Below are 21,037 nucleotides of genomic sequence, written 5' to 3'. Positions count from 1 at the left end.
GCCTGGGTCTGTGGGCTTAGAGTTCTTAAATCGACTATCATTTCAGGAAGGGGGTGGCAACAACATGCCAACAATTAACCAATTGGTTCGTAAAGGCCGTCAAGCCAAAATCGAAAAATCTAAATCTCCCGCTCTTCAAAAAGGGTATAACGCCCTCAAGCGTGAGGCTACAAATTTGAGCGCTCCGCAAAAACGCGGTGTGTGCACTCGTGTAGGCACAATGACTCCACGTAAACCAAACTCAGCGCTTCGTAAATATGCCCGTGTTCGTTTGACGAACCGTCTCGAGGTAACAGCTTATATCCCGGGTATCGGACATAACTTACAAGAGCACAGTGTTGTATTACTTCGCGGAGGTAAAGTAAAGGACCTTGCAGGGGTTCGTTACCATATCGTTCGTGGTGCTTTGGATACAGCAGGTGTAGCTAACCGGATGCAAGCTCGTTCTAAATACGGTGCAAAACGTCCTAAAGCTAAGAAGTAAGATAACAATATCTGAATAATAAACATTTAAGAAAGGGGGATATCCATGCCACGCAAAGGTCCAGTTACAAAGAGAGACGTATTGCCAGATCCGTTGTATAATAGCAAGTTGGTTACTCGTTTGATTAACCGCATTATGCTGGGTGGTAAAAGAGGTGTCGCTCAAAGCATTCTGTACAATTCATTCAAATTGATTGAAGAACGTACGGGTAAAGATCCGATGGAAGTTTTCGAAGCTGCCATCAAGAATATCATGCCGGTTTTGGAAGTCAAAGCTCGTCGTGTCGGTGGTGCTAACTATCAAGTACCTATCGAGGTTAAACCAGAGAGACGTACTGCTCTGGGATTACGTTGGCTCGTAAACTACTCTCGCAACCGCGGTGAGAAGACTATGGAAGAGCGTTTGGCGGCTGAGATCATCGACGCTTCCAACAACACAGGCGCTTCTGTTAAGAAACGTGAAGATACACACAAAATGGCTGAAGCAAACAAAGCGTTCGCTCACTACCGTTGGTAGGATAAAGGTCATTCAAATAACTTATATTTTGAAGGGAGATCCATTTCATGGCTAGAGAGTTCTCCTTAAAAAATACACGTAACATCGGGATCATGGCGCATATTGATGCTGGTAAAACAACTACCACAGAGCGGATTCTTTTCTATACAGGCCGTACGCACAAAATCGGTGAAGTTCACGAGGGTGCTGCTACAATGGACTGGATGGAGCAAGAACAAGAGCGCGGAATCACGATTACGTCCGCTGCTACGACTGCTGCGTGGAAAGGTCACCGCATCAATATCATTGATACCCCAGGACACGTTGACTTCACTGTTGAAGTTGAACGTTCCCTGCGTGTATTGGATGGGGCAGTTGGTGTATTTAGTGCAAAAGAGGGCGTTGAGCCTCAGTCTGAAACCGTATGGAGACAGGCTGACCGTTATAACGTTCCCCGGATTGCATATGTAAACAAAATGGACATTATCGGTGCGGATTTCCTTAACGTAATCGAAACTATGCGTGATCGCCTTCAAGCCAATGCAGTTGCTATTCAATTGCCAATTGGTGCAGAAAGTGATTTCACTGGTATTATCGACCTAGTTGAGCAAAAAGCACACATGTTCAGAGATGATCTGGGCCAAAACATCGAAGTAACGGATATTCCGGAAGAATATTTGGCCAAAGTTGAGGAGCTGCGTCTCGAGTTGATCGAGAAAGTTGCTGAACTTGATGAGGATCTGACTATGAAGTATTTGGAAGGCGAAGAAATTACAATTCCGGAAATTAAAGCTGCAATTCGCAAAGGCGTAGTTGAAGTTAAATTGTTCCCTGTAATTGCTGGATCTTCCTACCGAAACAAAGGGATTCAGCTTATGCTGGATGCTGTTGTTGATTACTTGCCATCTCCTCTTGACGTTCCAGCTATTACTGGACATCTTGATGACGGTACAGAAGCTGTTCGTCACTCTTCGGATGAAGAGCCGTTTGCAGCTTTGGCATTTAAAATCATGACAGACCCTTATGTTGGTAAACTTACGTTCTTCCGTGTTTACTCAGGCGTACTTGAGTCTGGATCATACGTAGTTAATGCAACTAAGAACAAGCGTGAACGTATTGGTCGTATCCTTCAAATGCATGCGAACAGCCGTCAAGAAATTTCCATCGTGTATTCTGGCGACATCGCAGCTGCTGTTGGTTTGAAAGATACCAGTACAGGTGATACACTGTGTGATGAGAAGAATCCAGTAATTCTGGAATCAATGAACTTCCCTGATCCAGTTATCGAGATCGCTGTTGAACCAAAAACTAAAGCTGACCAAGATAAAATGGGCGTTGCTCTCGGAAAGTTGACTGAAGAGGATCCAACTCTTCGTGCTCACACTGATGAAGAAACAGGCCAAACAATCCTGGCTGGTATGGGTGAACTTCACTTGGACATCATCATCGACCGTATGCGTCGTGAGTTCAAAGTAGAAACCAATGTGGGTAAACCACAGGTTGCTTACCGCGAAACGTTCAAGGCACCTGCTCGCGTCGAAGGTAAATTTGTACGCCAATCTGGTGGTCGTGGTCAATACGGTCACGTATGGGTTGAGTTTGAACCCCTCGAACCAGGTACTGGTAGCAAATTCGAAAGTAAAGTTGTTGGTGGCTCGGTTCCTAGAGAGTACATCGCTCCTGCACTTGCGGGTATTGAAGAACAAATGAAAAACGGCGTACTTGCTGGCTTCCCGCTAGTAGACGTTAAAGCTACCATCGTAGATGGTTCTTATCATGATGTCGATTCCAACGAAATGGCATTTAAAATTGCCGGTTCGATGGCACTCAAAGCAGCTAAAGACAAGTGTAAGCCTGTCCTGCTTGAGCCAATCATGAAAGTAGAAGTAACTGTTCCTGAGGAATATATGGGTGATGTAATGGGTATGCTGAACTCCCGCCGTGGCCGTATCGAAGGTATGGATTCCCGTGGTGGAGCGCAAATTATCCGTGCTAAGGTGCCTCTTTCCGAAATGTTCGGATACTCTACAACACTTCGTTCTGGTACACAAGGACGTGGCGTATTCTCAATGGAGCTTTCTCACTATGAAGAAGTTCCTAAATCCATTGCGGAAGAGATCGCTGCAAAGAACAAAGGCGCTGAATAATTACCAGTTTTAACTTGCCGTCCCGGGTATAAACACTCAGTCATCTAAGATTACACGTATGCGGGCGGCTCAAATATAAGGAACCCCACATTAAGGAGGAACTGTTCAAATGGCAAAGGCAAAGTTTGAACGTAACAAACCGCACGTTAACATCGGTACTATTGGTCACGTCGACCATGGTAAAACGACTCTGACTGCTGCAATCACTACTGTATTGTCCAAAACTTACGGTGGCGCAGCTATCGCATTCGATCAAATCGACAAAGCTCCTGAAGAGCGCGAACGTGGTATCACAATCTCCACTTCCCACGTTGAATATGAAACTCCTAACCGTCACTACGCTCACGTAGACTGCCCTGGTCACGCCGACTATGTTAAAAACATGATCACTGGCGCAGCGCAAATGGACGGAGCTATCCTGGTTGTATCCGCAGCTGATGGCCCAATGCCACAAACTCGCGAGCACATCCTGTTGTCCCGTCAAGTAGGCGTTCCTTACATCGTTGTCTTCTTGAACAAATGCGACATGGTTGAAGACGAAGAGTTGTTGGAATTGGTTGAAATGGAAGTTCGTGACTTGCTTAGCGAGTATGACTTCCCAGGCGACGATACTCCAATCATCCGTGGTTCTGCTCGTGAAGCTCTGCAAAACCCAGATGGCGATTACGCTAAAAAAATCATCGAAATGTTTGAAACAATCGATGAGTACATTCCACTTCCTGAGCGTCAAACTGACAAGCCTTTCTTGATGCCTGTCGAAGATGTATTCTCCATCACTGGCCGCGGTACTGTGGCAACTGGTCGCGTAGAACGCGGAACAGTTAAAGTCGGAGAAGAAATCGAAATCGTTGGTATTCACGAAGATACTAAGAAATCCGTAGTTACGGGCGTAGAAATGTTCCGTAAATTGCTGGATTCCGCTCAAGCTGGGGACAACATCGGAGCATTGCTTCGTGGTGTTGACCGTAACATGATCGAGCGTGGCCAAGTATTGGCTAAGCCGAACTCCGTTAAACCACACACTGAGTTCACTGCTCAAATTTACGTTCTGACAAAAGAAGAAGGTGGCCGTCACAAGCCTTTCTTCACTGGATACCGTCCACAGTTCTACTTCCGTACAACTGACGTAACTGGTATCATCAACTTGCCAGAAGGTACTGAAATGGTTATGCCTGGTGATAACATCTCCGTAACCGTACAACTGATCTCCCCAATCGCTATTGAAGAAGGTACTAAATTCTCCATTCGCGAAGGTGGCCGTACAGTTGGTGCTGGTAGCGTAGCTTCTATCCAAAAATAATAATTCGACTTCTATCTGCGGGTAGATTCCGAATTACAAACACCCCTGATTCTTCTTGCGGAGAATCAGGGGCTTTTTTTGTTTTTTTCTGAGAAAGATTTAATATTCGACACCAATTGATAATAAAGCATAACAATATGATCTTTTTCTACATAATTCGTCAAATTACAACAATCAATTGTTTACAATTATACTAATGATAGAGTAAAATGAAGGAGGAATAATAATGTAAAATAATAGGAATTGTGGGAGAGTGGTAATATGGGGAAATGTCCTTTTTCCTTCATGCATGCGTTAAATGCACGTAATAATAATGTAGATTCTCCTGCCTCTCATTCCTTAGACTTCAAGGATCAGAATCATTCTGTGGCAGAGTCTTTTCATAAGCTGGAGGGACATGGTGAGCTTAACGAGCAGATGAGAATGATTGATCTAACTGAAGCAGATTTGAACTTACTACGCAGGGTGAAACCTGTTGTTGAGCAGAATATAGACTATATCATTGATCAATTTTACAATTCGGTATTAGGCGTAAATAAACTTGAAGCTATTATTTTAGAGCATAGCAGTATAGAGAGGTTGAAAACTACTCTTCGTGGTCATATTCTAGAGATTTTTAATGGAAAGGTTGATGATGAGTACATAGCAAAGCGTCTAATGATCGCTAATATTCATAAAAAAGTAGGGCTTGAGCCTAAATGGTATTTATCTGCTTTTCAGAATCTTCAGAACGTATTTATACGCGTTATATATAATGAAACAAACGATGATAATACACGCCTTCGAGTGGTTCAGACCGTGACCAAGCTCCTTAACCTTGAGCAGCAGCTGGTTCTAGAAGAATATGAGAAGGAGAACATAAAAGAGAAGGAAGAGCAATATCTATTGGTGAAAAATGAATTAAAACAAAAAATTTCAGAGTTTAGCGTTGAATTGATAGATTATAGCATCGATACTAATGCTGCTGTGAAGCAGCTAGTGGCAAGCAGCAATGAAGTAAGTAGAACATTCCAACGTACGGCTGCATCCGCTCTGGAGTCACAGGGATTAGCTACAGATGGGCATGAACACTTGGGTGATTTGACTGAGCAAATTAATCTTATATATCAGACCACCAGTGAGATGGAAGACTCGATCATTGAGTTAAGCGATTCCTCTAAGCAAATTCAAAAAATTGTGAACTCAGTAAGGGAAATTGCCGATCAGACTAAAATCCTCTCACTTAATGCAACGATTGAAGCCGCTAGAGCCGGTGAGCATGGTAGAGGTTTTAGTGTGGTTGCTCAAGAAGTTAGCCGGCTTGCAGAGGATACTAAGAGTACTGTAATTCAGATCGTAGAGCTAACAAATAAATCAGGTCTACTCACTCAGCAGGTTGTAGAAGAGATTCGTAAGGTGCAGGAGTTAACTAAGAATGGGAAGCACCAATCGGTTGAGACTAGTCTTTTGTTCTCTGATATTGTAGACGCTATGCGTAGCAGTACACAGGAGATTGTAATAGTGGAAGAAGAAATAAGAACCTTAATCCAAACCATCGAGGGGATCGGAACAGCAACGGCTCAGACTGCTTCCTCCGCAGAGTTTTTTAAGTCTGCCACAGAGAATCTTTAACATATATATAGTAGAAGAACAGCGCATGAAAAAAATATGCGTTGTTTTTCTATTTTCGCTTGCAATACTGCTGCCTATTATATATAATAATAAATGTTGTTCTGAGACGTTGCGATGATGTGAGAGGTTACTGACACACCCGGCCCCTTTGCCATGGGGACGAGGTCAGAAAATTTTCACGGAGTATGTCCGATACCAAATTGGGCGATAGAAGGAGGGACTAAAATGGCAAAGCAAAAAATTCGTATTCGCTTGAAAGCATACGACCACAGAATTCTTGATCAATCCGCTGAGAAGATTGTTGAAACAGCAAAACGTTCGGGTGCAGGTGTGTCCGGGCCGATTCCGTTACCAACTGAGAAGCAAATCATTACTATTCTCCGTGCGGTACACAAGTACAAGGATTCCCGTGAACAGTTTGAACAACGGACTCACAAACGTTTGATCGATATTGTGAACCCAACACCACAAACTGTGGATGCCTTGATGCGCTTGGATCTACCGTCCGGTGTAGATATCGAAATCAAATTGTAATTCTATTTTAAGTAATTTAGGAAAAGAAAAGAGGTGTCAACATTGAAAGGTATCTTAGGAAAAAAACTCGGTATGACTCAAGTGTTTACTCCAGAAGGTAACGTAATTCCTGTTACTGTTATCGAAGCAGGACCTTGTGTAGTACTGCAAAAGAAAGACCTGAATATCGACGGATATGAAGCAGTGCAATTGGGCTTTTCTGATAAAAAAGAAAAACGTTCCAATAAGCCTGAACAGGGTCACGCCAAAAAGGCAAATGCAACACCTAAGCGCTACGTTCGTGAAATTCGCGGTGTTGATCTCGGGTCTCTCGAGGTTGGACAAGAGCTGAAGGCTGATATCTTTGCTGAGGGCGAATTTGTTGACGTAACTGGTACATCTAAAGGTAAAGGTTTCCAAGGTAACATCAAACGTTGGGGACAAAGCCGCGGACCAATGGCACACGGATCGCGTTACCACAGAAGACCGGGTTCCATGGGTTCTATCCAAGCTAACCGTGTTCCTAAGGGCAAACGCCTTCCAGGACATATGGGTCACACGACTATTACGGTTCAAAAGCTTGAAATTATCAAGGTTGATGTTGAACGTAACGTATTGCTGGTTAAAGGCGCTATCCCAGGTCCTAAAAACAGCTTCGTGAAAGTTAAACAAACCGTTAAGAAATAATTATTGAAGAAAGGAGGAACATGAAATGCCAAAAGTAACACTTTTTAATATTAGTGGCAACGAAGTTGGTGAAGTGGAACTGAGCGATACAGTATTCGGTATTGAACCGAATGAGCACGTTCTACATGAAGCTGCGCTTATGCAAAGAGCTTCCCTACGTCGTGGTACACACAAAGTAAAAGGACGTTCTGAAGTTCGTGGCGGTGGACGTAAACCTTGGAAACAAAAAGGTACAGGTCGCGCTCGTCAAGGCTCCATTCGTTCTCCACAATGGAAAGGCGGCGGCGTTGTCTTCGGACCAACACCACGTAGCTATTCCTGGAAACTGCCTAAGAAGGTTCGTCGTTTGGCGATCAAATCCGCTTTGTCCTCGAAAGTACTCGAGAATGACATTATCGTATTGGATAGCTTGACAATGAATGCTCCGAAGACGAAAGAATTCGCAGCAATCTTGAACAACCTGAAAGTAGATCGTAAAGCGTTGATCGTAGCTACTAGCTATGATGATAACGTAGCACTTTCCGCTCGTAACATCCCTGGGGTGAAATTCGTAGCGGCTGACGGCATTAATGTTCTTGACGTACTGACGTACGACAAACTGATCATCACTAAAGAAGCAGTTCTGAAGGTAGAGGAGGTGTTCGCGTAATGAAAGATCCTCGTGATATTATCAAACGTCCGGTGATTACGGAACGTACTTCCGACTACATGAGCGAAATGAAATACGCTTTTGAAGTGGATATCCGTGCTAACAAAACCGAAATCAAAAAAGCTGTCGAGGCTATTTTCAAAGTAAAAGTAACTAATGTGAACACAATGCGTGTACCTGGCAAACTGAAACGTTATGGTAAATATTCTGGTTACACTCCAGAGTGGAAAAAAGCCATCGTTAAGCTTAGCCCGGACAGCAAACCGCTTGAATTTTTTGAAGCGGTAGAATAATACTCTGTTGAAGTAAGGAGGGAACTACAGTGCCAATCAAAAAGTACAAACCGACCTCTCCGGCAAGACGCGCTATGTCCGTGTCTACGTTTGAAGAAATTACAACAAACCAGCCAGAGAAATCGTTGCTTTCTCCGCTGTTCAAACATGCGGGACGCAACAACCAAGGTAAAATTACGGTTCGTCACCATGGCGGCGGACATAAACGTAAATACCGTATTATCGACTTCAAGCGGACTAAAGACGGCATACCAGGTAGCGTTGCTACAATCGAGTATGACCCGAACCGCACATCTAATATTGCTTTGATCCACTATGCTGATGGAGAGAAACGTTATATCATCGCTCCTAAAGGTCTAAGAGTTGGGGATAAAGTAGAGTCCGGTCCTGCGGCTGACATCAAAATTGGTAACAGTCTTCCACTGGAGAACATTCCAGTAGGTACAGTTATCCACAACATTGAGTTGAAACCAGGTAAAGGCGGACAATTGGTTCGTGCAGCTGGTACAGAAGCTCAATTGCTTGGTAAAGAAGAAAAATACTGTTCCGTTCGTTTGTCATCCGGTGAGGTTCGTAAGATCCTTAGCGTATGCCGTGCAACTATCGGTTCCGTAGGTAACGAAGATCACGAATTGATCAAAATCGGTAAAGCTGGACGTAGTCGCTGGCTGGGCCGTCGTCCTGAAGTTCGCGGGGTAGTAATGAACCCTAACGATCACCCACACGGTGGTGGTGAAGGTCGCGCTCCAATCGGACGTAAATCGCCAATGTCTCCATGGGGCAAACCAACCCTTGGTTACAAAACGCGTAAGAAAAACAAGGCATCTGATAAATATATCGTTCGCCGCCGCACTAAATAAGACGCTTCTGGCAAGTTAATAAAGCGCGAAGCGTCGATTCGCGGTTTGAAGAACCGGATGAAGGGAGGATTCACACATGGGTCGCAGTTTAAAGAAGGGGCCGTTTATCGATGGCTACCTGCTTAAAAAAGTTGAGGAACTGAACGAGGCTGAGAAAAAGGTTGTTGTTAAAACTTGGTCCCGTCGCTCAACCATTTTCCCTCAGTTTATCGGACATACGTTTGGTGTATATGACGGCCGTAAACACGTGCCTGTATACGTAACAGAAGATATGGTAGGTCACAAGTTGGGCGAGTTCGCGCCAACACGTACTTACAAAGGCCACGCGGGTGACGATAAGAAAACAAGAAGATAATAATAAGGTCTCTGTTTGAAAGGAGGTTAAACAATGGAAGCAAAAGCACATGCAAGATCGGTGCGAATTTCCGCTCGTAAAGCGAAACTGGTTGTTGACTTGATTCGCGGTAAGCAAGTGGGGGAAGCAATTGCTATTCTTCGCCACACTCCGAAATCCGCTTCTCCGGTCGTTGAAAAGTTGCTTAATTCGGCAATTGCGAATGCTGAGCATAACTATTCTTTGGACGTGAACAGTTTGTTCGTTAGCGAGGTTTTCGTTAACCAAGGACCTACTATGAAACGTTTCCGTCCGCGCGCCATGGGCCGCGCAAGTCGGATCAATAAACGCACGAGCCACATTACACTGGTGGTATCTGAGAAATAAGGAGGGATAACACGTGGGTCAAAAGGTAAATCCAATCGGACTCCGAATCGGTATTATTCGCGATTGGGAATCTAAATGGTATGCAGGAAAAGATTTCGGTACTCTTCTGATGGAAGACGTCAAAATCCGGGAATACCTTAAAGGCAAATTGAAGGATTCCGCTGTTTCCCATATCGAGATCGAAAGAGCGGCTAGCCGCGTGAACGTTACAATTCATACAGCTAAACCAGGTATGGTTATTGGTAAAGGCGGAGCAGAAGTAGAAGTACTTCGCAGCGCAGTTACAGCAATCGCTGGTGGCAAAAAAGTACACATCAACATCAATGAAATCAAGCACCCTGAATTGGATGCAATTCTTGTAGCTGAGAGCATTGCTCAACAATTGGAACGTCGTGTATCGTTCCGTCGTGCCCTCAAACAAGCGATTCAAAGAACTATGCGTTCTGGCGCAAAAGGGATTAAAACTCAAGTGGGCGGACGTCTTGGCGGAGCTGAGATTGCTCGTTCAGAAGGTTATAGCGAAGGAACAGTTCCACTTCATACGCTTCGTGCCGATATCGATTACGGAACGGCTGAAGCACATACAACTTACGGTCTTATCGGCGTAAAAGTATGGATCTACCGTGGAGAAGTTCTTCCCCCAGCTAAGAAACAAGCTGCTCAGGAAGGAGGCAACTAATCATGTTGGTACCAAAACGCGTAAAACACCGCAAGCAACAACGCGGACACATGAAGGGTATGGCAAAAGGCGGTACTGAATTGAACTTCGGCGAATTCGGCCTGGTTGCACTTGAACCGTCTTGGATCACTAACCGTCAGATCGAAGCTGCTCGTATCGCGATGACACGTTATATCAAACGTGGCGGTCAAGTTTGGATCAAGATTTTCCCAGATAAACCTATTACTCAAAAGCCTCTCGAGGTTCGTATGGGTAGTGGTAAAGGTAACGTTGAGAAATGGGTAGCCGTAGTTAAACCGGGCAAGATTATGTTCGAACTCGGAGGCGTGTCGGAAGAAATCGCTCGTGAAGCGATGCGTCTTGCCGCTCACAAGCTGCCTGTAAAGACTAAGTTTGTGAAACGTGAAGAATTGGGTGGTGAAGCAAATGAAAGCTAATGAACTTCGCAACTTAACCACTGCTGAGATTGAACAAAAGATCGCTGGATTCAAAGAGGAACTTTTTAATCTCCGTTTTCAATTGGCAACTGGCCAATTGGACAACCCAACTCGGATTCGTGACGTGCGTAAGGAAATAGCTCGTGCTAAAACCGTGATCCATCAAAGAGTGCTTGGGATTAGTTAAGTGAGACGGATCGCAGATCCGTATTCAGGAAGGAGGCTAACTAATGAGTGAAGAACGTAATGCACGTAAAGTGCTAATCGGTAAAGTGGTCAGTGATAAAATGGATAAAACCATCGTAGTTGCTGTTGAAACCTATAAGAAACACAATTTGTACCACAAACGCATCAAGTCTACGAAGAAATTCAAAGCACATGATGAGGGAAATGTTGCAAAGATTGGCGATACCGTAAAACTCATGGAAACTCGTCCGTTGTCTAAGGACAAACGTTGGAGACTAGTTGAAGTGGTAGAAGCAGCGGTTATCATCTAAGATAATCAAGAGAGTTTTTCCGGAAGGAGGAAATTATAATGATTCAACCATTTACACGTTTGCATGTGGCTGACAACTCTGGTGCGAAGGAACTGATGTGTATCCGCGTACTGGGTGGTACTGGACGCCGTACAGCAGCAATCGGTGATTTGATCGTTTGTTCCGTTAAACAAGCAACACCAGGCGGCGTTGTCAAAAAAGGTGATGTTGTTAGAGCGGTAGTTGTTCGTACGAAACGTTCCGTTCGTCGTAAAGATGGATCTTACATCGCATTCGACGAAAATGCAGCTGTTGTTGTTAAAGACGACAGAAGCCCTCGTGGAACACGTATCTTTGGACCAGTTGCTCGCGAACTTCGCGATAAAGACTACATGAAGATCGTTTCCTTGGCACCGGAAGTTATCTAATAAACACGGCACCAATAAGTTGAAGGTTAGTTATAGGAGGTGTAATAAATGCCTAGAGTGAAAAAAGTTCTGGAATCCCATAACAATAAACTGCACGTGAAGAAAGATGACGTGGTGCTTGTGATCAGTGGTAAAGACAAAGGCAAAAAAGGCCGTGTCATCGCTGCTTATCCTCGTGAAAACCGCGTTCTGGTAGAAGGCGTCAATATGGTGAAAAAACACCAAAAGCCGAACCAGCTGAATCCACAGGGTGGAATTATTGAGCAGGAAGCTTCGATTCATGTGTCCAACGTAATGCACATCGATCCGAAGACCGGCAAAGTAACCCGTATCGGTTACAAAGTTTTGGACAATGGTAAAAAAGTTCGGATTGCTAAAAGATCCGGAGAGATTATCGACTAATCTAGCCCTTAAGAAAGGAGGTTAAATCTTCATGGCAGCAAGAATGAAAGAACGTTTTCTTAACGAAATTACACCTGCTTTGATGCAGAAGTTTAACTATACAACTGTTATGCAAGTGCCTAAGATCGAGAAGGTTGTCATCAACATGGGTGTGGGTGACGCTGTTCAAAACTCCAAAGTACTTGATGCTGCAGTTAATGACATGCAGTTGATCGCTGGTCAAAAACCAGTAATCACTAAAGCTAAAAAATCCATCGCTGGTTTCAAACTACGCGAAAATATGCCGATTGGGGTTAAAGTAACACTGCGCGGAGAGCGTATGTATTACTTCCTGGACAAATTGTTCAACGTAACACTTCCACGTGTACGTGACTTCCGTGGTGTTTCCACTAAAGCCTTTGACGGCCGTGGTAACTACACACTTGGTCTTAAAGAACAATTGATCTTCCCCGAGATCGAATATGACAAAGTGGATAAAGTCCGCGGTATGGACATCGTTATTGTAACGACTGCTAAGACGGACGAGGAATCCCGCGAGCTGCTGGGTCAGCTGGGAATGCCTTTCGCAAAATAAAGTCGGTTAATCCATTTTCTCCGAAAATGTTTAGGAGGTGTCAGGCTAAGTGGCAAAAACTTCGATGAAAGTTAAACAACAACGTACGCCTAAGTTTAAAGTACGTGCATATACACGTTGCGAACGTTGTGGTCGTCCACATTCGGTACTGCAAAAGTTCAAAATTTGCAGAATTTGTTTCCGTGAATTAGCTTATAAAGGCCAGATCCCTGGCGTGAAAAAAGCAAGTTGGTAAGAAGTTTATAAACGGGAAGGAGGTTTACACACATGACTATGTCTGATCCTATTGCAGATATGCTTACTCGTATTCGTAACGCTAACATTGTGCGTCACGAGACGGTAGAAATGCCTGCTTCTACTATGAAGAAACAAATCGCTGACATTTTGAAGCGTGAAGGTTTCATCCGCGATGCGGAATTCGTTGAAGATAGCAAACAAGGGATTATCCGTATCTTCTTGAAATACGGCCCTAACCAAGAGCGTGTTATTTCTGGTTTGAAAAGAATCAGTAAACCAGGCCTTCGCGTATACACGAAGAGCAATGAAGTGCCTCGTGTACTCGGTGGTCTAGGAATCGCGATTATCTCCACATCTAAGGGAGTTATGACCGACAAAGAAGCTCGTCAATCAAAATCTGGCGGAGAAGTTGTCTGCTACATTTGGTAATAAACGTCACAAGATAAGGAGGTGCAACACATGTCTCGTATTGGTCGCAAACCAATCGCAGTACCTAGCGGTGTAGATGTCACTTTGGACAACGCCGTTATTACAGTAAAAGGTCCAAAAGGTTCTTTGACTCGTGAGCTTCATAAAGACATGAAGGTTACAGTTGAAAATAACGAAATTACCGTTGTTCGCCCGTCGGATAACAAATTGCATCGTTCACTTCACGGCACAACCCGCTCCGTTGTCAACAACATGGTAGCAGGTGTGACTGAAGGTTTCTCGAAATCTCTGGAACTGGTTGGGGTCGGATATCGTGCAAGCAAATCCGGAGATAAAATCGTTCTGAACGTTGGTTATTCCCACCCGGTTGAAATTACACCGGAAGCTGGTATCGAGTTCGAAGTTCCTGCGAACACGAAGATCATCGTTAAAGGTATCGATAAAGAACGCGTTGGCGCATACGCTGCTAAAATCCGTTCCGTTCGTGAACCAGAACCGTATAAAGGTAAAGGTATCAAATATGAAGGCGAGCGTATCATCCGCAAAGAAGGTAAAGCTGGTAAGAAGAAATAACCAGTTTAAACTTAATTGTAAGATACCCCGTGCATCTTAAAGTGAAGCTGTTTACGGCAAACTGAAGGGAGTGAAAGGGAAGTCATGATTACAAAAGAAGATAAAAACAAGGCTCGTCTCAAAAGACACCTGCGTGTTCGTAAGAAGATCCAGGGAACTACTGAGCGTCCACGTTTGAACGTATTCCGTTCTTCGAAACACATCTACGCTCAACTGATCGATGATGTTAAAGGGGTTACTATCGTATCCGCTTCTACACTTGATAAAGATCTGAGCGCTAATATCGGTAATGGCGGTAGCGTTGAAGCTGCAGCGAAAGTTGGCCAATTGGTCGCTGAGCGTGCCAAAGAAAAAGGATATGCAGTGGTCGTATTCGACCGCGGAGGTTACTTGTACCATGGACGGATTCAAGCATTGGCTGATGCAGCTCGTGAAGCTGGTCTTGAATTCTAGAATAATTCTTAAAAGGAGGTTAACGACTTGCGTGTAGATCCGAACAGTTTAGAACTGACAGAAAGAGTTGTACACATTAACCGTGTTGCAAAAGTTGTAAAAGGCGGACGCCGTTTCAGCTTTAGTGCACTTGTTGTTGTGGGCGACGGCAACGGCTACGTCGGTGCTGGTATCGGTAAAGCCGGCGAAGTTCCGGATGCCATCCGTAAAGGCATTGAAGACGCCAAGAAAAACCTGATTCACATCCCAATCGTAGGAACTTCGATTCCCCATCTCGTTACTGGACACTTCGGCGCAGGACGCGTGTTGTTGAAACCAGCATCAGAGGGTACTGGCGTTATCGCTGGCGGTCCAGTTCGTGCGGTATTGGAATTGGCAGGCGTTGGCGACATTTTGACAAAATCACTGGGTTCTTCGAATTCCATGAACATGGTCAATGCAACTTTGGAGGGACTTTCCCGTCTGAAACGCATTGAAGAGGTCGCGAAACTTCGCGGCAAATCTGTCGAAGAATTGCGCGGTTAAGGAGGGGAACGTCAATGGCAAAATTGCAAATTACCCTCGTACGTAGTGTAATCGGACGTCCAGAAACACAACGTGTTACTGTTAAGACGCTCGGCCTGCGTAAACTCAACACGACAGTGGTTCACAATGACAGTCCTGCAATTCGCGGAATGATCAATAAAGTGAGTCACTTGCTATCTGTAACTGAAATTGAAGGCTAAACGCCTCGCATAAATTAACAAACATAAGGAGGTGCAAACGATGAAGTTACATGAACTTGCTCCAGCTCCTGGTTCCCGCAAAGAACGCAATCGCGTTGGTCGTGGTCCTAGTAGCGGAAATGGTAAAACTTCCGGTCGCGGTCACAAAGGTCAAAACTCACGTTCTGGCGGTGGTGTTCGTCCGGGCTTCGAGGGTGGACAAAATCCGCTCTATCGTCGTCTGCCTAAACGTGGTTTCGTCAATCCTACCCGTAAAGAGTATGCGATTGTGAACCTGGAAGATCTGAATAGCTTTGCAGAAGGAACTGAAGTGACTCCGCAGTTGTTGCTTGAAACTGGTGTTGTCAAGAATTCCAAAAGCGGCATCAAGATTCTCGGCAACGGTGAGTTGACCGTAAAATTGACTGTACAAGCAAATAAGTTCTCTCAATCTGCGGTAGAGAAAATCGAGGCTGCCGGCGGTAAAACCGAGGTGATCTAATGTTCAAGACGCTTAAGAATATCTGGCATGTTGAAGATTTGCGCAAAAAGATCCTGTTTACCTTGTTCATTCTGTTTATCTACCGTATCGGTTCGTTTGTTCCGGTTCCTGGTGTAAACAAAGATGTACTGGCAACAGCAAATCAGAGCGGTGACGCTTTGATGGGACTATTGAACACCTTCTCGGGCGGAGCGCTCAAAAACTTCTCGATATTTGCGATCAGTATTTATCCGTACATTACAGCATCCATCATCGTGCAATTGCTGTCGATGGATGTTGTTCCTAAGTTTGCTGAATGGGCTAAACAAGGGGAGCACGGAAAAAAACAATTGGCGCAAATCACTCGTTACGGTACAGTGATATTAGCCCTGATCCAAGGTTTTGCTACGTCGATAGGGTTTAACCGGATATACAATACTCAAATGATGCCGAATGCGACATTTGCTGATTACTTGCTGGTTGCCATTATCTTGACGGCAGGTACTTCTTTCTTGATGTGGCTTGGTGAACAGATTACCGAAAAGGGAATCGGGAACGGGATTTCGATCCTGATTTTTGCGGGAATCGTCGCCGCCATACCGGGATATATCACAAGTACGGCTAACTCAAGTTTTATTCAGCCGGATCAGGTGTTCCTGAATATTCTTAAAGTCGTTATTGTGCTGATTGTGATTGTAGCGATTATTACAGCAGTTATCTTCGTGCAGCAAGGTATTCGGAAGATTCCTGTTCAATATGCTAAACGCGTAGTTGGCAACAAAATGTACGGTGGACAGAATACACATATTCCGCTGAAAATTAATGCGGCTGGTGTAATTCCGGTAATTTTCGCCGTATCATTGCTTCAGTTCCCAGTTGTTCTCTCCAGTTTCTGGTCAACACATGCCTGGGCACAATGGATTACCAAATATTTGGCAACCGATGCTCCGCTTGGTATGCTTCTGTATGTAGTGATGATCATCGGGTTTACGTTCTTCTATACGTTCGTGCAGATGAATCCTCAGCAGATGGCCGATAACATGAAGAAGAATGGTGGTTACATCCCAGGTATCCGTCCTGGTAAAGCTACAGAGAAATATCTGACTAGAGTAATGTCTCGTTTGACTATGTCAGGCGCGTTGTTCCTAGCTTTGATCTCTGTACTACCGATGTTCTTCGGTGCTTTATCCGGATTGCCCAAAGAAGTTCGAATTGGTGGTACTGCGCTCCTTATCGTAATCGGCGTGGCATTGGATACTATGAAGCAGATCGAGAGCCATTTGATCAAACGCCATTACAAAGGCTTCATCAATAAATAGGTGATAGGTTCCGGTGAAGCTTAAGTTTTTATTCTTCCCGGCACCTATTATGCTGTTTCTTGCTTGGTGGCGAACTTTTGGGGGGAGAGAGAAATCGTGAACATTTTATTCATGGGCCCTCCTGGGGCAGGCAAGGGAACACAAGCGGCAGAAATCGTTAAAGAATTTGGTATTCCTCATATTTCGACAGGAGATGCTTTCCGTTTGGCAATCAAACAGGAAACTCCGGTTGGATTGAAGGCCAAATCATTTATAGATCAAGGTTTGCTTGTACCAGATGATGTGACCATTGGGATAGTCGAAGAACGGCTGCAGCAGTCCGATTGCGAAAAAGGATTTCTATTGGATGGTTTTCCAAGAACTCTTTCGCAAGCGGAAGCGCTGGATGATATTCTTAGCCGTTTGAACACTTCTTTGGATCATGTCATCAACTTGAATGTTGACCGTGGATTGCTAATGGCGCGTCTTACTGGACGTCGTATCTGCAGCGTTTGCGGAGCATCCTACCATTTAATCTTCAACCCGCCGAAGCAAGATGGCATTTGCGACATTGATGGCGGTGAATTATATCAACGTCCGGATGACAACGAAGAAAGTGTAGGCAAGCGCCTGGATGAGTATGATAATAAAACAGCGCCGCTGCTTGCGTTTTATGATAATAAAGGTCTTTTGCGTCAGGTAAACGGGGAAAACGAAATTAATGTCGTTACTTCTGAAATCGTGTCTTTAATGCGGGGTTAATGTAATGATCATTTGTAAATCCGAACAGGAACTTGCCTTTATGAGGGAAGCTGGTCGAATTGTTGCCGAGAGTCACCGTCTTATTGCTCAGGCCATTGAGCCTGGCATTACAACGGGCGAGCTCGACAGAATCGCCGATCAATACATTCGCAGTCAAGATGCTGTGCCGTCTTTCAAAGGCTACAACGGTTTTCCTGCCAGCATTTGCGCTTCAGTCAACGAACAATTGGTGCATGGATTTCCAGGTAAACGTAAACTGATCGAAGGCGATATTGTTACGCTGGATATCGGTGCAGAGTACCGCGGTTATCACGGTGATTCCGCCTGGACCTACGGTGTGGGCAGCATTTCCGAAGAGGCTCAGCGTTTGCTGGACGTTACGGAAGGCTCCTTGTACGCGGGACTGGCGTTAGTTAAGCCGGATGTGCGCTTGTTTACAATCTCCCATGCTATTCAGCAATACATCGAAGAGGCTGGTTTCTCAGTCGTACGTGAGTATGTTGGTCATGGTATTGGGGCAAAACTGCATGAAGAACCGCAAATTCCGAATTATGGCATAGCGGACCGCGGACCACGTCTGAAACCGGGTATGGTGCTCGCGATTGAGCCGATGGTAAACGCAGGAAAGAGACATGTCAGAACACTGGAAGATAACTGGACTGTCGTTACGGTTGATGGCTCACTATGTGCTCACTTCGAGCATACAGTAGCAGTTACTCCGGACGGCATGGAAATTTTCACAAAACTGAATGCGTAGGTGATCTCCTCTTGAATACTGTGAGCAGCCCGCAGGTTGGTCAATTAGTGAGAATTCTCAAAGGCAAAGATGCCGGAGAGGCAGCCGTTGTTATCGCAGTTGTTGATAGCAGATTTGTATACATTGCAGATGGAGACAAACGTAAGTTTGATGGGCCAAAGAAGAAGAATATTCTTCATCTTGAGCTCATACCCTTCATCAGCAGTGAGGTTGTGGACAGTTTGAAGGAAACTGGGCGGGTAACAAACGGAAAGCTGCGATTCGCAGTCATGAAGTATGCTGGACCCACCGGAATAAGTGCTGATGAGAAAGGAGACTAACTGTGGCTAAGGAAGATGTCATTGAAGTAGAAGGTACTGTCCTTGAACCGTTGCCAAACGCAACGTTTAAGGTTGAGCTTGAGAACGGTCATCAAATACTTGCCCATGTATCCGGTAAATTGCGGATGCACTTTATCCGTATTTTGACCGGAGACAAAGTGGTCGTGCAGTTATCGCCTTATGATTTATCAAAAGGTCGTATAACTTACCGTAAATAGATGGGAACTACGAAAAAAGTTTTGCTTCGCAAAACTTTGAGGAGGTAATTAACATGAAGGTAAGACCTTCTGTAAAGCCCATTTGCGAGAAATGTAAAGTAATCCGCCGCAAAGGGACTGTTATGGTGATTTGCGAAAATCCGAAACACAAACAAAAACAAGGTTAAGAAGGGGGTGTAGCGTAAAATGGCTCGTATAGCTGGAGTGGATTTGCCACGTGACAAACGCGTTGAGATCGCCTTGACTTATATTTTCGGAATCGGTAAAACGACTTCTCAGAAAATTCTTAATGAAACAGGCATTAGCGCTAATACACGTGTCCGTGATTTGACGGAAGATGAAGTCAGCAAACTGCGTGAAACGATCGACAAAACGGTTAAGGTTGAAGGTGACCTGCGTCGTGAAATTTCCTTAAATATTAAACGTCTTACTGAGATCGGCTGTTACCGCGGTGTTCGCCACCGTCGTGGATTGCCTGTTCGCGGTCAACGTACTAAAACGAATGCCCGTACCCGGAAAGGCCCGCGTCGTACGGTAGCAAACAAAAAGAAATAATAAGGGGGGATAAGAGACAATGGCTAAACCGAAAAAAGTCGTACGTACCAAACGTCGCGACCGTAAAAATATCGAATCCGGCGTGGCACATATTCGTTCCACGTTCAACAACACCATCGTTACCATCACGGATCCTCACGGAAATGCAATTTCCTGGGCAAGCTCCGGCGGCCAAGGATTTAAAGGTTCCCGTAAGTCCACTCCATTCGCAGCGCAAATGGCAGCTGAATCAGCAGCTAAAGCAGCTATGGAGCACGGCATGAAGTCGGTTGAGGTTATGGTTAAAGGACCGGGCGCGGGCCGCGAAGCAGCCATCCGTTCCCTTCAAGCTGCAGGGCTTGAAGTTAACCTTATTAAAGACGTAACTCCGGTTCCTCACAATGGATGCCGTCCGCCTAAGCGTCGTCGCGTATAGTGAAATCAGTATTGTGAATGTGGTATAATTCTGACGCATCTGCTAATAATAGGTGTTTAGGCATACTACATGATGCACCTGATGGGGTGACAGTTTCATATAGGAGCGACGTTGAAGGAGGGGTAAACTCGTGATAGAAATCGAAAAGCCGAAGATTGAGACCGTAGAAGCTAATGATGAAGGTACCTATGGGAAATTCGTAGTTGAACCGCTGGAACGTGGGTATGGCACGACTCTGGGGAACTCGCTTCGCCGGATATTGCTTTCTTCGCTTCCAGGAGCCGCAGTGACTTCGGTCCAAATTGACGGCGTTCTGCATGAGTTCTCGACCGTTCCAGGCGTAATGGAAGATGTGACGGAAATCATTCTGAACCTTAAAGCCTTGTCTCTGAAGATTCATTCAGACGAGGAAAAAGTGTTCGAGATTGATGCTGAAGGGGAAGGCATCGTTACCGCAGGTGATATCCGTGCGGACAGCGATGTTGAGATCCTCAATCCGGATCTTCACATTGCAACGCTGGGACCTGGTGCGAGACTTCATATGCGTATTTTTGCAGGCCGTGGTCGCGGCTATGTCCAAGCGGACCGGAACAAACGTGACGATCAGCCAATTGGTGTTATTCCAGTTGACTCCATCTACACTCCAATTTCACGCGTTAACTACGGCATAGACAATACACGTGTTGGTCAAGTGACTAACTATGACAAATTGACGCTTGAAATTTGGACGGATGGAAGTATCAGACCGGAAGAGGCTGTAAGCCTCGGAGCCAAAATTTTGAACGAGCACCTCGTTCTGTTCGTAGGTCTTACGGACGAAGCGAAAGACGCCGAAATTATGGTTGAAAAAGAAGAAGACAAAAAAGAAAAAGTACTTGAGATGACAATCGAAGAGCTTGATCTTTCTGTTCGTTCCTACAACTGCCTCAAACGTGCTGGTATTAATACCGTACAAGAGCTTACCACGAAGACTGAAGAAGATATGATGAAGGTGCGTAACCTTGGTCGCAAATCTTTGGAAGAAGTTCAGGAAAAGCTTGAGGAACTTGGTTTGGGTCTCCGCACAGAAGAATAGCTGC

The 21,037-nt window shown here is 44.9% G+C and carries 35 protein-coding genes; all 35 read left to right on the top strand.

Annotation, left to right across the window (positions count from 1 at the left end; translation table 11 throughout):
* Positions 1–64: 64 nt before the first annotated feature.
* Positions 65–484, top strand: a complete 420-nt coding sequence (rpsL, locus tag MHH46_RS29065; protein WP_036680518.1) for a 30S ribosomal protein S12 — start codon at positions 65–67, stop codon at positions 482–484.
* Between the two features lie 45 nt (positions 485–529).
* Positions 530–1,000, top strand: a complete 471-nt coding sequence (rpsG, locus tag MHH46_RS29060; RefSeq protein WP_036680520.1) for a 30S ribosomal protein S7 — start codon at positions 530–532, stop codon at positions 998–1,000.
* A gap of 47 nt (positions 1,001–1,047) precedes the next feature.
* Entirely contained in the window at positions 1,048–3,126 is a 2,079-nt protein-coding gene (gene fusA, locus MHH46_RS29055) for an elongation factor G (protein ID WP_036680521.1), read from the top strand.
* Between the two features lie 109 nt (positions 3,127–3,235).
* Entirely contained in the window at positions 3,236–4,426 is a 1,191-nt protein-coding gene (gene tuf, locus MHH46_RS29050) for an elongation factor Tu (RefSeq protein ID WP_036680523.1), read from the top strand.
* 261 nt (positions 4,427–4,687) lie between these two features.
* A complete protein-coding gene (locus MHH46_RS29045) occupies positions 4,688–6,037 on the top strand; it encodes a globin-coupled sensor protein (protein ID WP_076194814.1) in 1,350 nt (449 codons plus the stop codon).
* 225 nt (positions 6,038–6,262) lie between these two features.
* Positions 6,263–6,571: a 30S ribosomal protein S10 gene (gene rpsJ / locus MHH46_RS29040; protein ID WP_017692074.1), complete on the top strand. Its 309-nt coding sequence runs from the start codon at positions 6,263–6,265 to the stop codon at positions 6,569–6,571.
* Between the two features lie 42 nt (positions 6,572–6,613).
* On the top strand, positions 6,614–7,237 hold the full coding sequence (rplC, locus tag MHH46_RS29035) for a 50S ribosomal protein L3 (RefSeq protein ID WP_036680532.1): 624 nt from the start codon (positions 6,614–6,616) through the stop codon (positions 7,235–7,237).
* A 25-nt stretch (positions 7,238–7,262) separates the two neighbouring features.
* On the top strand, positions 7,263–7,886 hold the full coding sequence (gene rplD, locus MHH46_RS29030) for a 50S ribosomal protein L4 (protein WP_036680536.1): 624 nt from the start codon (positions 7,263–7,265) through the stop codon (positions 7,884–7,886).
* Positions 7,886–8,179, top strand: a complete 294-nt coding sequence (gene rplW, locus MHH46_RS29025; protein ID WP_036680537.1) for a 50S ribosomal protein L23 — start codon at positions 7,886–7,888, stop codon at positions 8,177–8,179. Before rplD ends, rplW begins: the two co-directional genes overlap by 1 nt.
* Before the next feature lie 29 nt (positions 8,180–8,208).
* Positions 8,209–9,039 carry a 50S ribosomal protein L2 gene (gene rplB, locus MHH46_RS29020; RefSeq protein ID WP_036680541.1) on the top strand — a complete coding sequence of 277 codons (831 nt, stop codon included), beginning with the start codon at positions 8,209–8,211 and terminating at the stop codon, positions 9,037–9,039.
* Positions 9,040–9,115: 76 nt separating this feature from the next.
* Positions 9,116–9,394 (top strand): 30S ribosomal protein S19, encoded by a 279-nt coding sequence (rpsS, locus tag MHH46_RS29015; RefSeq protein WP_036652940.1) that lies wholly within the window; start codon positions 9,116–9,118, stop codon positions 9,392–9,394.
* A gap of 33 nt (positions 9,395–9,427) precedes the next feature.
* Complete coding sequence (gene rplV, locus MHH46_RS29010) at positions 9,428–9,760, top strand: 50S ribosomal protein L22 (RefSeq protein WP_036680546.1); 333 nt, start codon at positions 9,428–9,430, stop codon at positions 9,758–9,760.
* Positions 9,761–9,773: 13 nt separating this feature from the next.
* The gene (rpsC, locus tag MHH46_RS29005; RefSeq protein ID WP_038573452.1) at positions 9,774–10,439 is read left to right on the top strand and encodes a 30S ribosomal protein S3; all 666 of its coding nucleotides are present in this window, start codon (positions 9,774–9,776) and stop codon (positions 10,437–10,439) included.
* A 2-nt stretch (positions 10,440–10,441) separates the two neighbouring features.
* Positions 10,442–10,876, top strand: a complete 435-nt coding sequence (gene rplP, locus MHH46_RS29000) for a 50S ribosomal protein L16 (protein WP_036680552.1) — start codon at positions 10,442–10,444, stop codon at positions 10,874–10,876.
* On the top strand, positions 10,866–11,063 hold the full coding sequence (gene rpmC / locus MHH46_RS28995; RefSeq protein WP_019908232.1) for a 50S ribosomal protein L29: 198 nt from the start codon (positions 10,866–10,868) through the stop codon (positions 11,061–11,063). Before rplP ends, rpmC begins: the two co-directional genes overlap by 11 nt.
* Positions 11,064–11,106: 43 nt before the next feature.
* Positions 11,107–11,373 (top strand): 30S ribosomal protein S17, encoded by a 267-nt coding sequence (gene rpsQ / locus MHH46_RS28990; protein WP_036680554.1) that lies wholly within the window; start codon positions 11,107–11,109, stop codon positions 11,371–11,373.
* A 38-nt stretch (positions 11,374–11,411) separates the two neighbouring features.
* Positions 11,412–11,780: a 50S ribosomal protein L14 gene (gene rplN, locus MHH46_RS28985; protein WP_036680556.1), complete on the top strand. Its 369-nt coding sequence runs from the start codon at positions 11,412–11,414 to the stop codon at positions 11,778–11,780.
* Positions 11,781–11,828: 48 nt separating this feature from the next.
* Positions 11,829–12,182: a 50S ribosomal protein L24 gene (gene rplX, locus MHH46_RS28980; RefSeq protein WP_076099615.1), complete on the top strand. Its 354-nt coding sequence runs from the start codon at positions 11,829–11,831 to the stop codon at positions 12,180–12,182.
* A gap of 31 nt (positions 12,183–12,213) precedes the next feature.
* Positions 12,214–12,756, top strand: a complete 543-nt coding sequence (gene rplE / locus MHH46_RS28975; protein ID WP_036680558.1) for a 50S ribosomal protein L5 — start codon at positions 12,214–12,216, stop codon at positions 12,754–12,756.
* A 49-nt stretch (positions 12,757–12,805) separates the two neighbouring features.
* The gene (locus tag MHH46_RS28970) at positions 12,806–12,991 is read left to right on the top strand and encodes a type Z 30S ribosomal protein S14 (RefSeq protein ID WP_013312154.1); all 186 of its coding nucleotides are present in this window, start codon (positions 12,806–12,808) and stop codon (positions 12,989–12,991) included.
* A 32-nt stretch (positions 12,992–13,023) separates the two neighbouring features.
* Positions 13,024–13,422, top strand: coding sequence for a 30S ribosomal protein S8 (gene rpsH, locus MHH46_RS28965; RefSeq protein ID WP_036680560.1), 399 nt, complete (start codon positions 13,024–13,026; stop codon positions 13,420–13,422).
* A 30-nt stretch (positions 13,423–13,452) separates the two neighbouring features.
* Positions 13,453–13,995: a 50S ribosomal protein L6 gene (gene rplF / locus MHH46_RS28960; protein ID WP_036680562.1), complete on the top strand. Its 543-nt coding sequence runs from the start codon at positions 13,453–13,455 to the stop codon at positions 13,993–13,995.
* Between the two features lie 84 nt (positions 13,996–14,079).
* A complete protein-coding gene (gene rplR, locus MHH46_RS28955) occupies positions 14,080–14,448 on the top strand; it encodes a 50S ribosomal protein L18 (protein WP_036680564.1) in 369 nt (122 codons plus the stop codon).
* A 27-nt stretch (positions 14,449–14,475) separates the two neighbouring features.
* Positions 14,476–14,973: a 30S ribosomal protein S5 gene (gene rpsE / locus MHH46_RS28950; protein WP_036652980.1), complete on the top strand. Its 498-nt coding sequence runs from the start codon at positions 14,476–14,478 to the stop codon at positions 14,971–14,973.
* A gap of 14 nt (positions 14,974–14,987) precedes the next feature.
* Positions 14,988–15,173: a 50S ribosomal protein L30 gene (gene rpmD / locus MHH46_RS28945; RefSeq protein ID WP_036680567.1), complete on the top strand. Its 186-nt coding sequence runs from the start codon at positions 14,988–14,990 to the stop codon at positions 15,171–15,173.
* Between the two features lie 40 nt (positions 15,174–15,213).
* Complete coding sequence (gene rplO / locus MHH46_RS28940) at positions 15,214–15,654, top strand: 50S ribosomal protein L15 (protein ID WP_036680569.1); 441 nt, start codon at positions 15,214–15,216, stop codon at positions 15,652–15,654.
* The gene (gene secY / locus MHH46_RS28935; RefSeq protein WP_076194816.1) at positions 15,654–16,952 is read left to right on the top strand and encodes a preprotein translocase subunit SecY; all 1,299 of its coding nucleotides are present in this window, start codon (positions 15,654–15,656) and stop codon (positions 16,950–16,952) included. The genes rplO and secY overlap by 1 nt, the downstream gene beginning before the upstream one ends.
* 96 nt (positions 16,953–17,048) lie before the next feature.
* Complete coding sequence (locus tag MHH46_RS28930) at positions 17,049–17,693, top strand: adenylate kinase (RefSeq protein WP_038573451.1); 645 nt, start codon at positions 17,049–17,051, stop codon at positions 17,691–17,693.
* Positions 17,694–17,697: 4 nt separating this feature from the next.
* The gene (gene map / locus MHH46_RS28925; protein WP_038573450.1) at positions 17,698–18,450 is read left to right on the top strand and encodes a type I methionyl aminopeptidase; all 753 of its coding nucleotides are present in this window, start codon (positions 17,698–17,700) and stop codon (positions 18,448–18,450) included.
* 11 nt (positions 18,451–18,461) lie between these two features.
* Positions 18,462–18,770 (top strand): KOW domain-containing RNA-binding protein, encoded by a 309-nt coding sequence (locus tag MHH46_RS28920; RefSeq protein WP_036680581.1) that lies wholly within the window; start codon positions 18,462–18,464, stop codon positions 18,768–18,770.
* 2 nt (positions 18,771–18,772) lie between these two features.
* Positions 18,773–18,988, top strand: coding sequence for a translation initiation factor IF-1 (gene infA / locus MHH46_RS28915; protein ID WP_036652996.1), 216 nt, complete (start codon positions 18,773–18,775; stop codon positions 18,986–18,988).
* 53 nt (positions 18,989–19,041) lie between these two features.
* The gene (gene rpmJ / locus MHH46_RS28910) at positions 19,042–19,155 is read left to right on the top strand and encodes a 50S ribosomal protein L36 (protein ID WP_003322638.1); all 114 of its coding nucleotides are present in this window, start codon (positions 19,042–19,044) and stop codon (positions 19,153–19,155) included.
* 19 nt (positions 19,156–19,174) lie between these two features.
* Positions 19,175–19,543 carry a 30S ribosomal protein S13 gene (gene rpsM, locus MHH46_RS28905; RefSeq protein ID WP_036680583.1) on the top strand — a complete coding sequence of 123 codons (369 nt, stop codon included), beginning with the start codon at positions 19,175–19,177 and terminating at the stop codon, positions 19,541–19,543.
* A 19-nt stretch (positions 19,544–19,562) separates the two neighbouring features.
* Positions 19,563–19,958 (top strand): 30S ribosomal protein S11, encoded by a 396-nt coding sequence (rpsK, locus tag MHH46_RS28900; RefSeq protein WP_019908251.1) that lies wholly within the window; start codon positions 19,563–19,565, stop codon positions 19,956–19,958.
* Positions 19,959–20,088: 130 nt separating this feature from the next.
* Positions 20,089–21,033 carry a DNA-directed RNA polymerase subunit alpha gene (locus MHH46_RS28895; protein ID WP_036680585.1) on the top strand — a complete coding sequence of 315 codons (945 nt, stop codon included), beginning with the start codon at positions 20,089–20,091 and terminating at the stop codon, positions 21,031–21,033.
* The last annotated feature ends 4 nt before the right edge of the window (positions 21,034–21,037 follow it).

The sequence above is a fragment of the Paenibacillus sp. FSL H8-0175 genome, assembly GCF_045040615.1.
In the GTDB taxonomy this organism is placed as follows: domain Bacteria; phylum Bacillota; class Bacilli; order Paenibacillales; family Paenibacillaceae; genus Paenibacillus_AQ; species Paenibacillus_AQ odorifer.
Note: the sequence above shows the minus strand (reverse complement) of the source record. Positions and strands in the feature narration are given on the sequence as shown.

Bases quoted from the DNA above. Each gene is read 5' to 3' on its own strand.
- rpsL (WP_036680518.1), top strand. From the start codon at position 65: ATGCCAACAATTAACCAATTGGTTCGTAAAGGCCGTCAAGCCAAAATC.
- rpsG (WP_036680520.1), top strand. From the start codon at position 530: ATGCCACGCAAAGGTCCAGTTACAAAGAGAGACGTATTGCCAGATCCG.
- fusA (WP_036680521.1), top strand. From the start codon at position 1,048: ATGGCTAGAGAGTTCTCCTTAAAAAATACACGTAACATCGGGATCATG.
- tuf (WP_036680523.1), top strand. From the start codon at position 3,236: ATGGCAAAGGCAAAGTTTGAACGTAACAAACCGCACGTTAACATCGGT.
- MHH46_RS29045 (WP_076194814.1), top strand. From the start codon at position 4,688: ATGGGGAAATGTCCTTTTTCCTTCATGCATGCGTTAAATGCACGTAAT.
- rpsJ (WP_017692074.1), top strand. From the start codon at position 6,263: ATGGCAAAGCAAAAAATTCGTATTCGCTTGAAAGCATACGACCACAGA.
- rplD (WP_036680536.1), top strand. From the start codon at position 7,263: ATGCCAAAAGTAACACTTTTTAATATTAGTGGCAACGAAGTTGGTGAA.
- rplW (WP_036680537.1), top strand. From the start codon at position 7,886: ATGAAAGATCCTCGTGATATTATCAAACGTCCGGTGATTACGGAACGT.
- rpsS (WP_036652940.1), top strand. From the start codon at position 9,116: ATGGGTCGCAGTTTAAAGAAGGGGCCGTTTATCGATGGCTACCTGCTT.
- rplV (WP_036680546.1), top strand. From the start codon at position 9,428: ATGGAAGCAAAAGCACATGCAAGATCGGTGCGAATTTCCGCTCGTAAA.
- rplP (WP_036680552.1), top strand. From the start codon at position 10,442: ATGTTGGTACCAAAACGCGTAAAACACCGCAAGCAACAACGCGGACAC.
- rpmC (WP_019908232.1), top strand. From the start codon at position 10,866: ATGAAAGCTAATGAACTTCGCAACTTAACCACTGCTGAGATTGAACAA.
- rpsQ (WP_036680554.1), top strand. From the start codon at position 11,107: ATGAGTGAAGAACGTAATGCACGTAAAGTGCTAATCGGTAAAGTGGTC.
- rplN (WP_036680556.1), top strand. From the start codon at position 11,412: ATGATTCAACCATTTACACGTTTGCATGTGGCTGACAACTCTGGTGCG.
- rplX (WP_076099615.1), top strand. From the start codon at position 11,829: ATGCCTAGAGTGAAAAAAGTTCTGGAATCCCATAACAATAAACTGCAC.
- rplE (WP_036680558.1), top strand. From the start codon at position 12,214: ATGGCAGCAAGAATGAAAGAACGTTTTCTTAACGAAATTACACCTGCT.
- rpsH (WP_036680560.1), top strand. From the start codon at position 13,024: ATGACTATGTCTGATCCTATTGCAGATATGCTTACTCGTATTCGTAAC.
- rplF (WP_036680562.1), top strand. From the start codon at position 13,453: ATGTCTCGTATTGGTCGCAAACCAATCGCAGTACCTAGCGGTGTAGAT.
- rplR (WP_036680564.1), top strand. From the start codon at position 14,080: ATGATTACAAAAGAAGATAAAAACAAGGCTCGTCTCAAAAGACACCTG.
- rpmD (WP_036680567.1), top strand. From the start codon at position 14,988: ATGGCAAAATTGCAAATTACCCTCGTACGTAGTGTAATCGGACGTCCA.
- rplO (WP_036680569.1), top strand. From the start codon at position 15,214: ATGAAGTTACATGAACTTGCTCCAGCTCCTGGTTCCCGCAAAGAACGC.
- secY (WP_076194816.1), top strand. From the start codon at position 15,654: ATGTTCAAGACGCTTAAGAATATCTGGCATGTTGAAGATTTGCGCAAA.
- map (WP_038573450.1), top strand. From the start codon at position 17,698: ATGATCATTTGTAAATCCGAACAGGAACTTGCCTTTATGAGGGAAGCT.
- rpmJ (WP_003322638.1), top strand. From the start codon at position 19,042: ATGAAGGTAAGACCTTCTGTAAAGCCCATTTGCGAGAAATGTAAAGTA.
- rpsM (WP_036680583.1), top strand. From the start codon at position 19,175: ATGGCTCGTATAGCTGGAGTGGATTTGCCACGTGACAAACGCGTTGAG.
- rpsK (WP_019908251.1), top strand. From the start codon at position 19,563: ATGGCTAAACCGAAAAAAGTCGTACGTACCAAACGTCGCGACCGTAAA.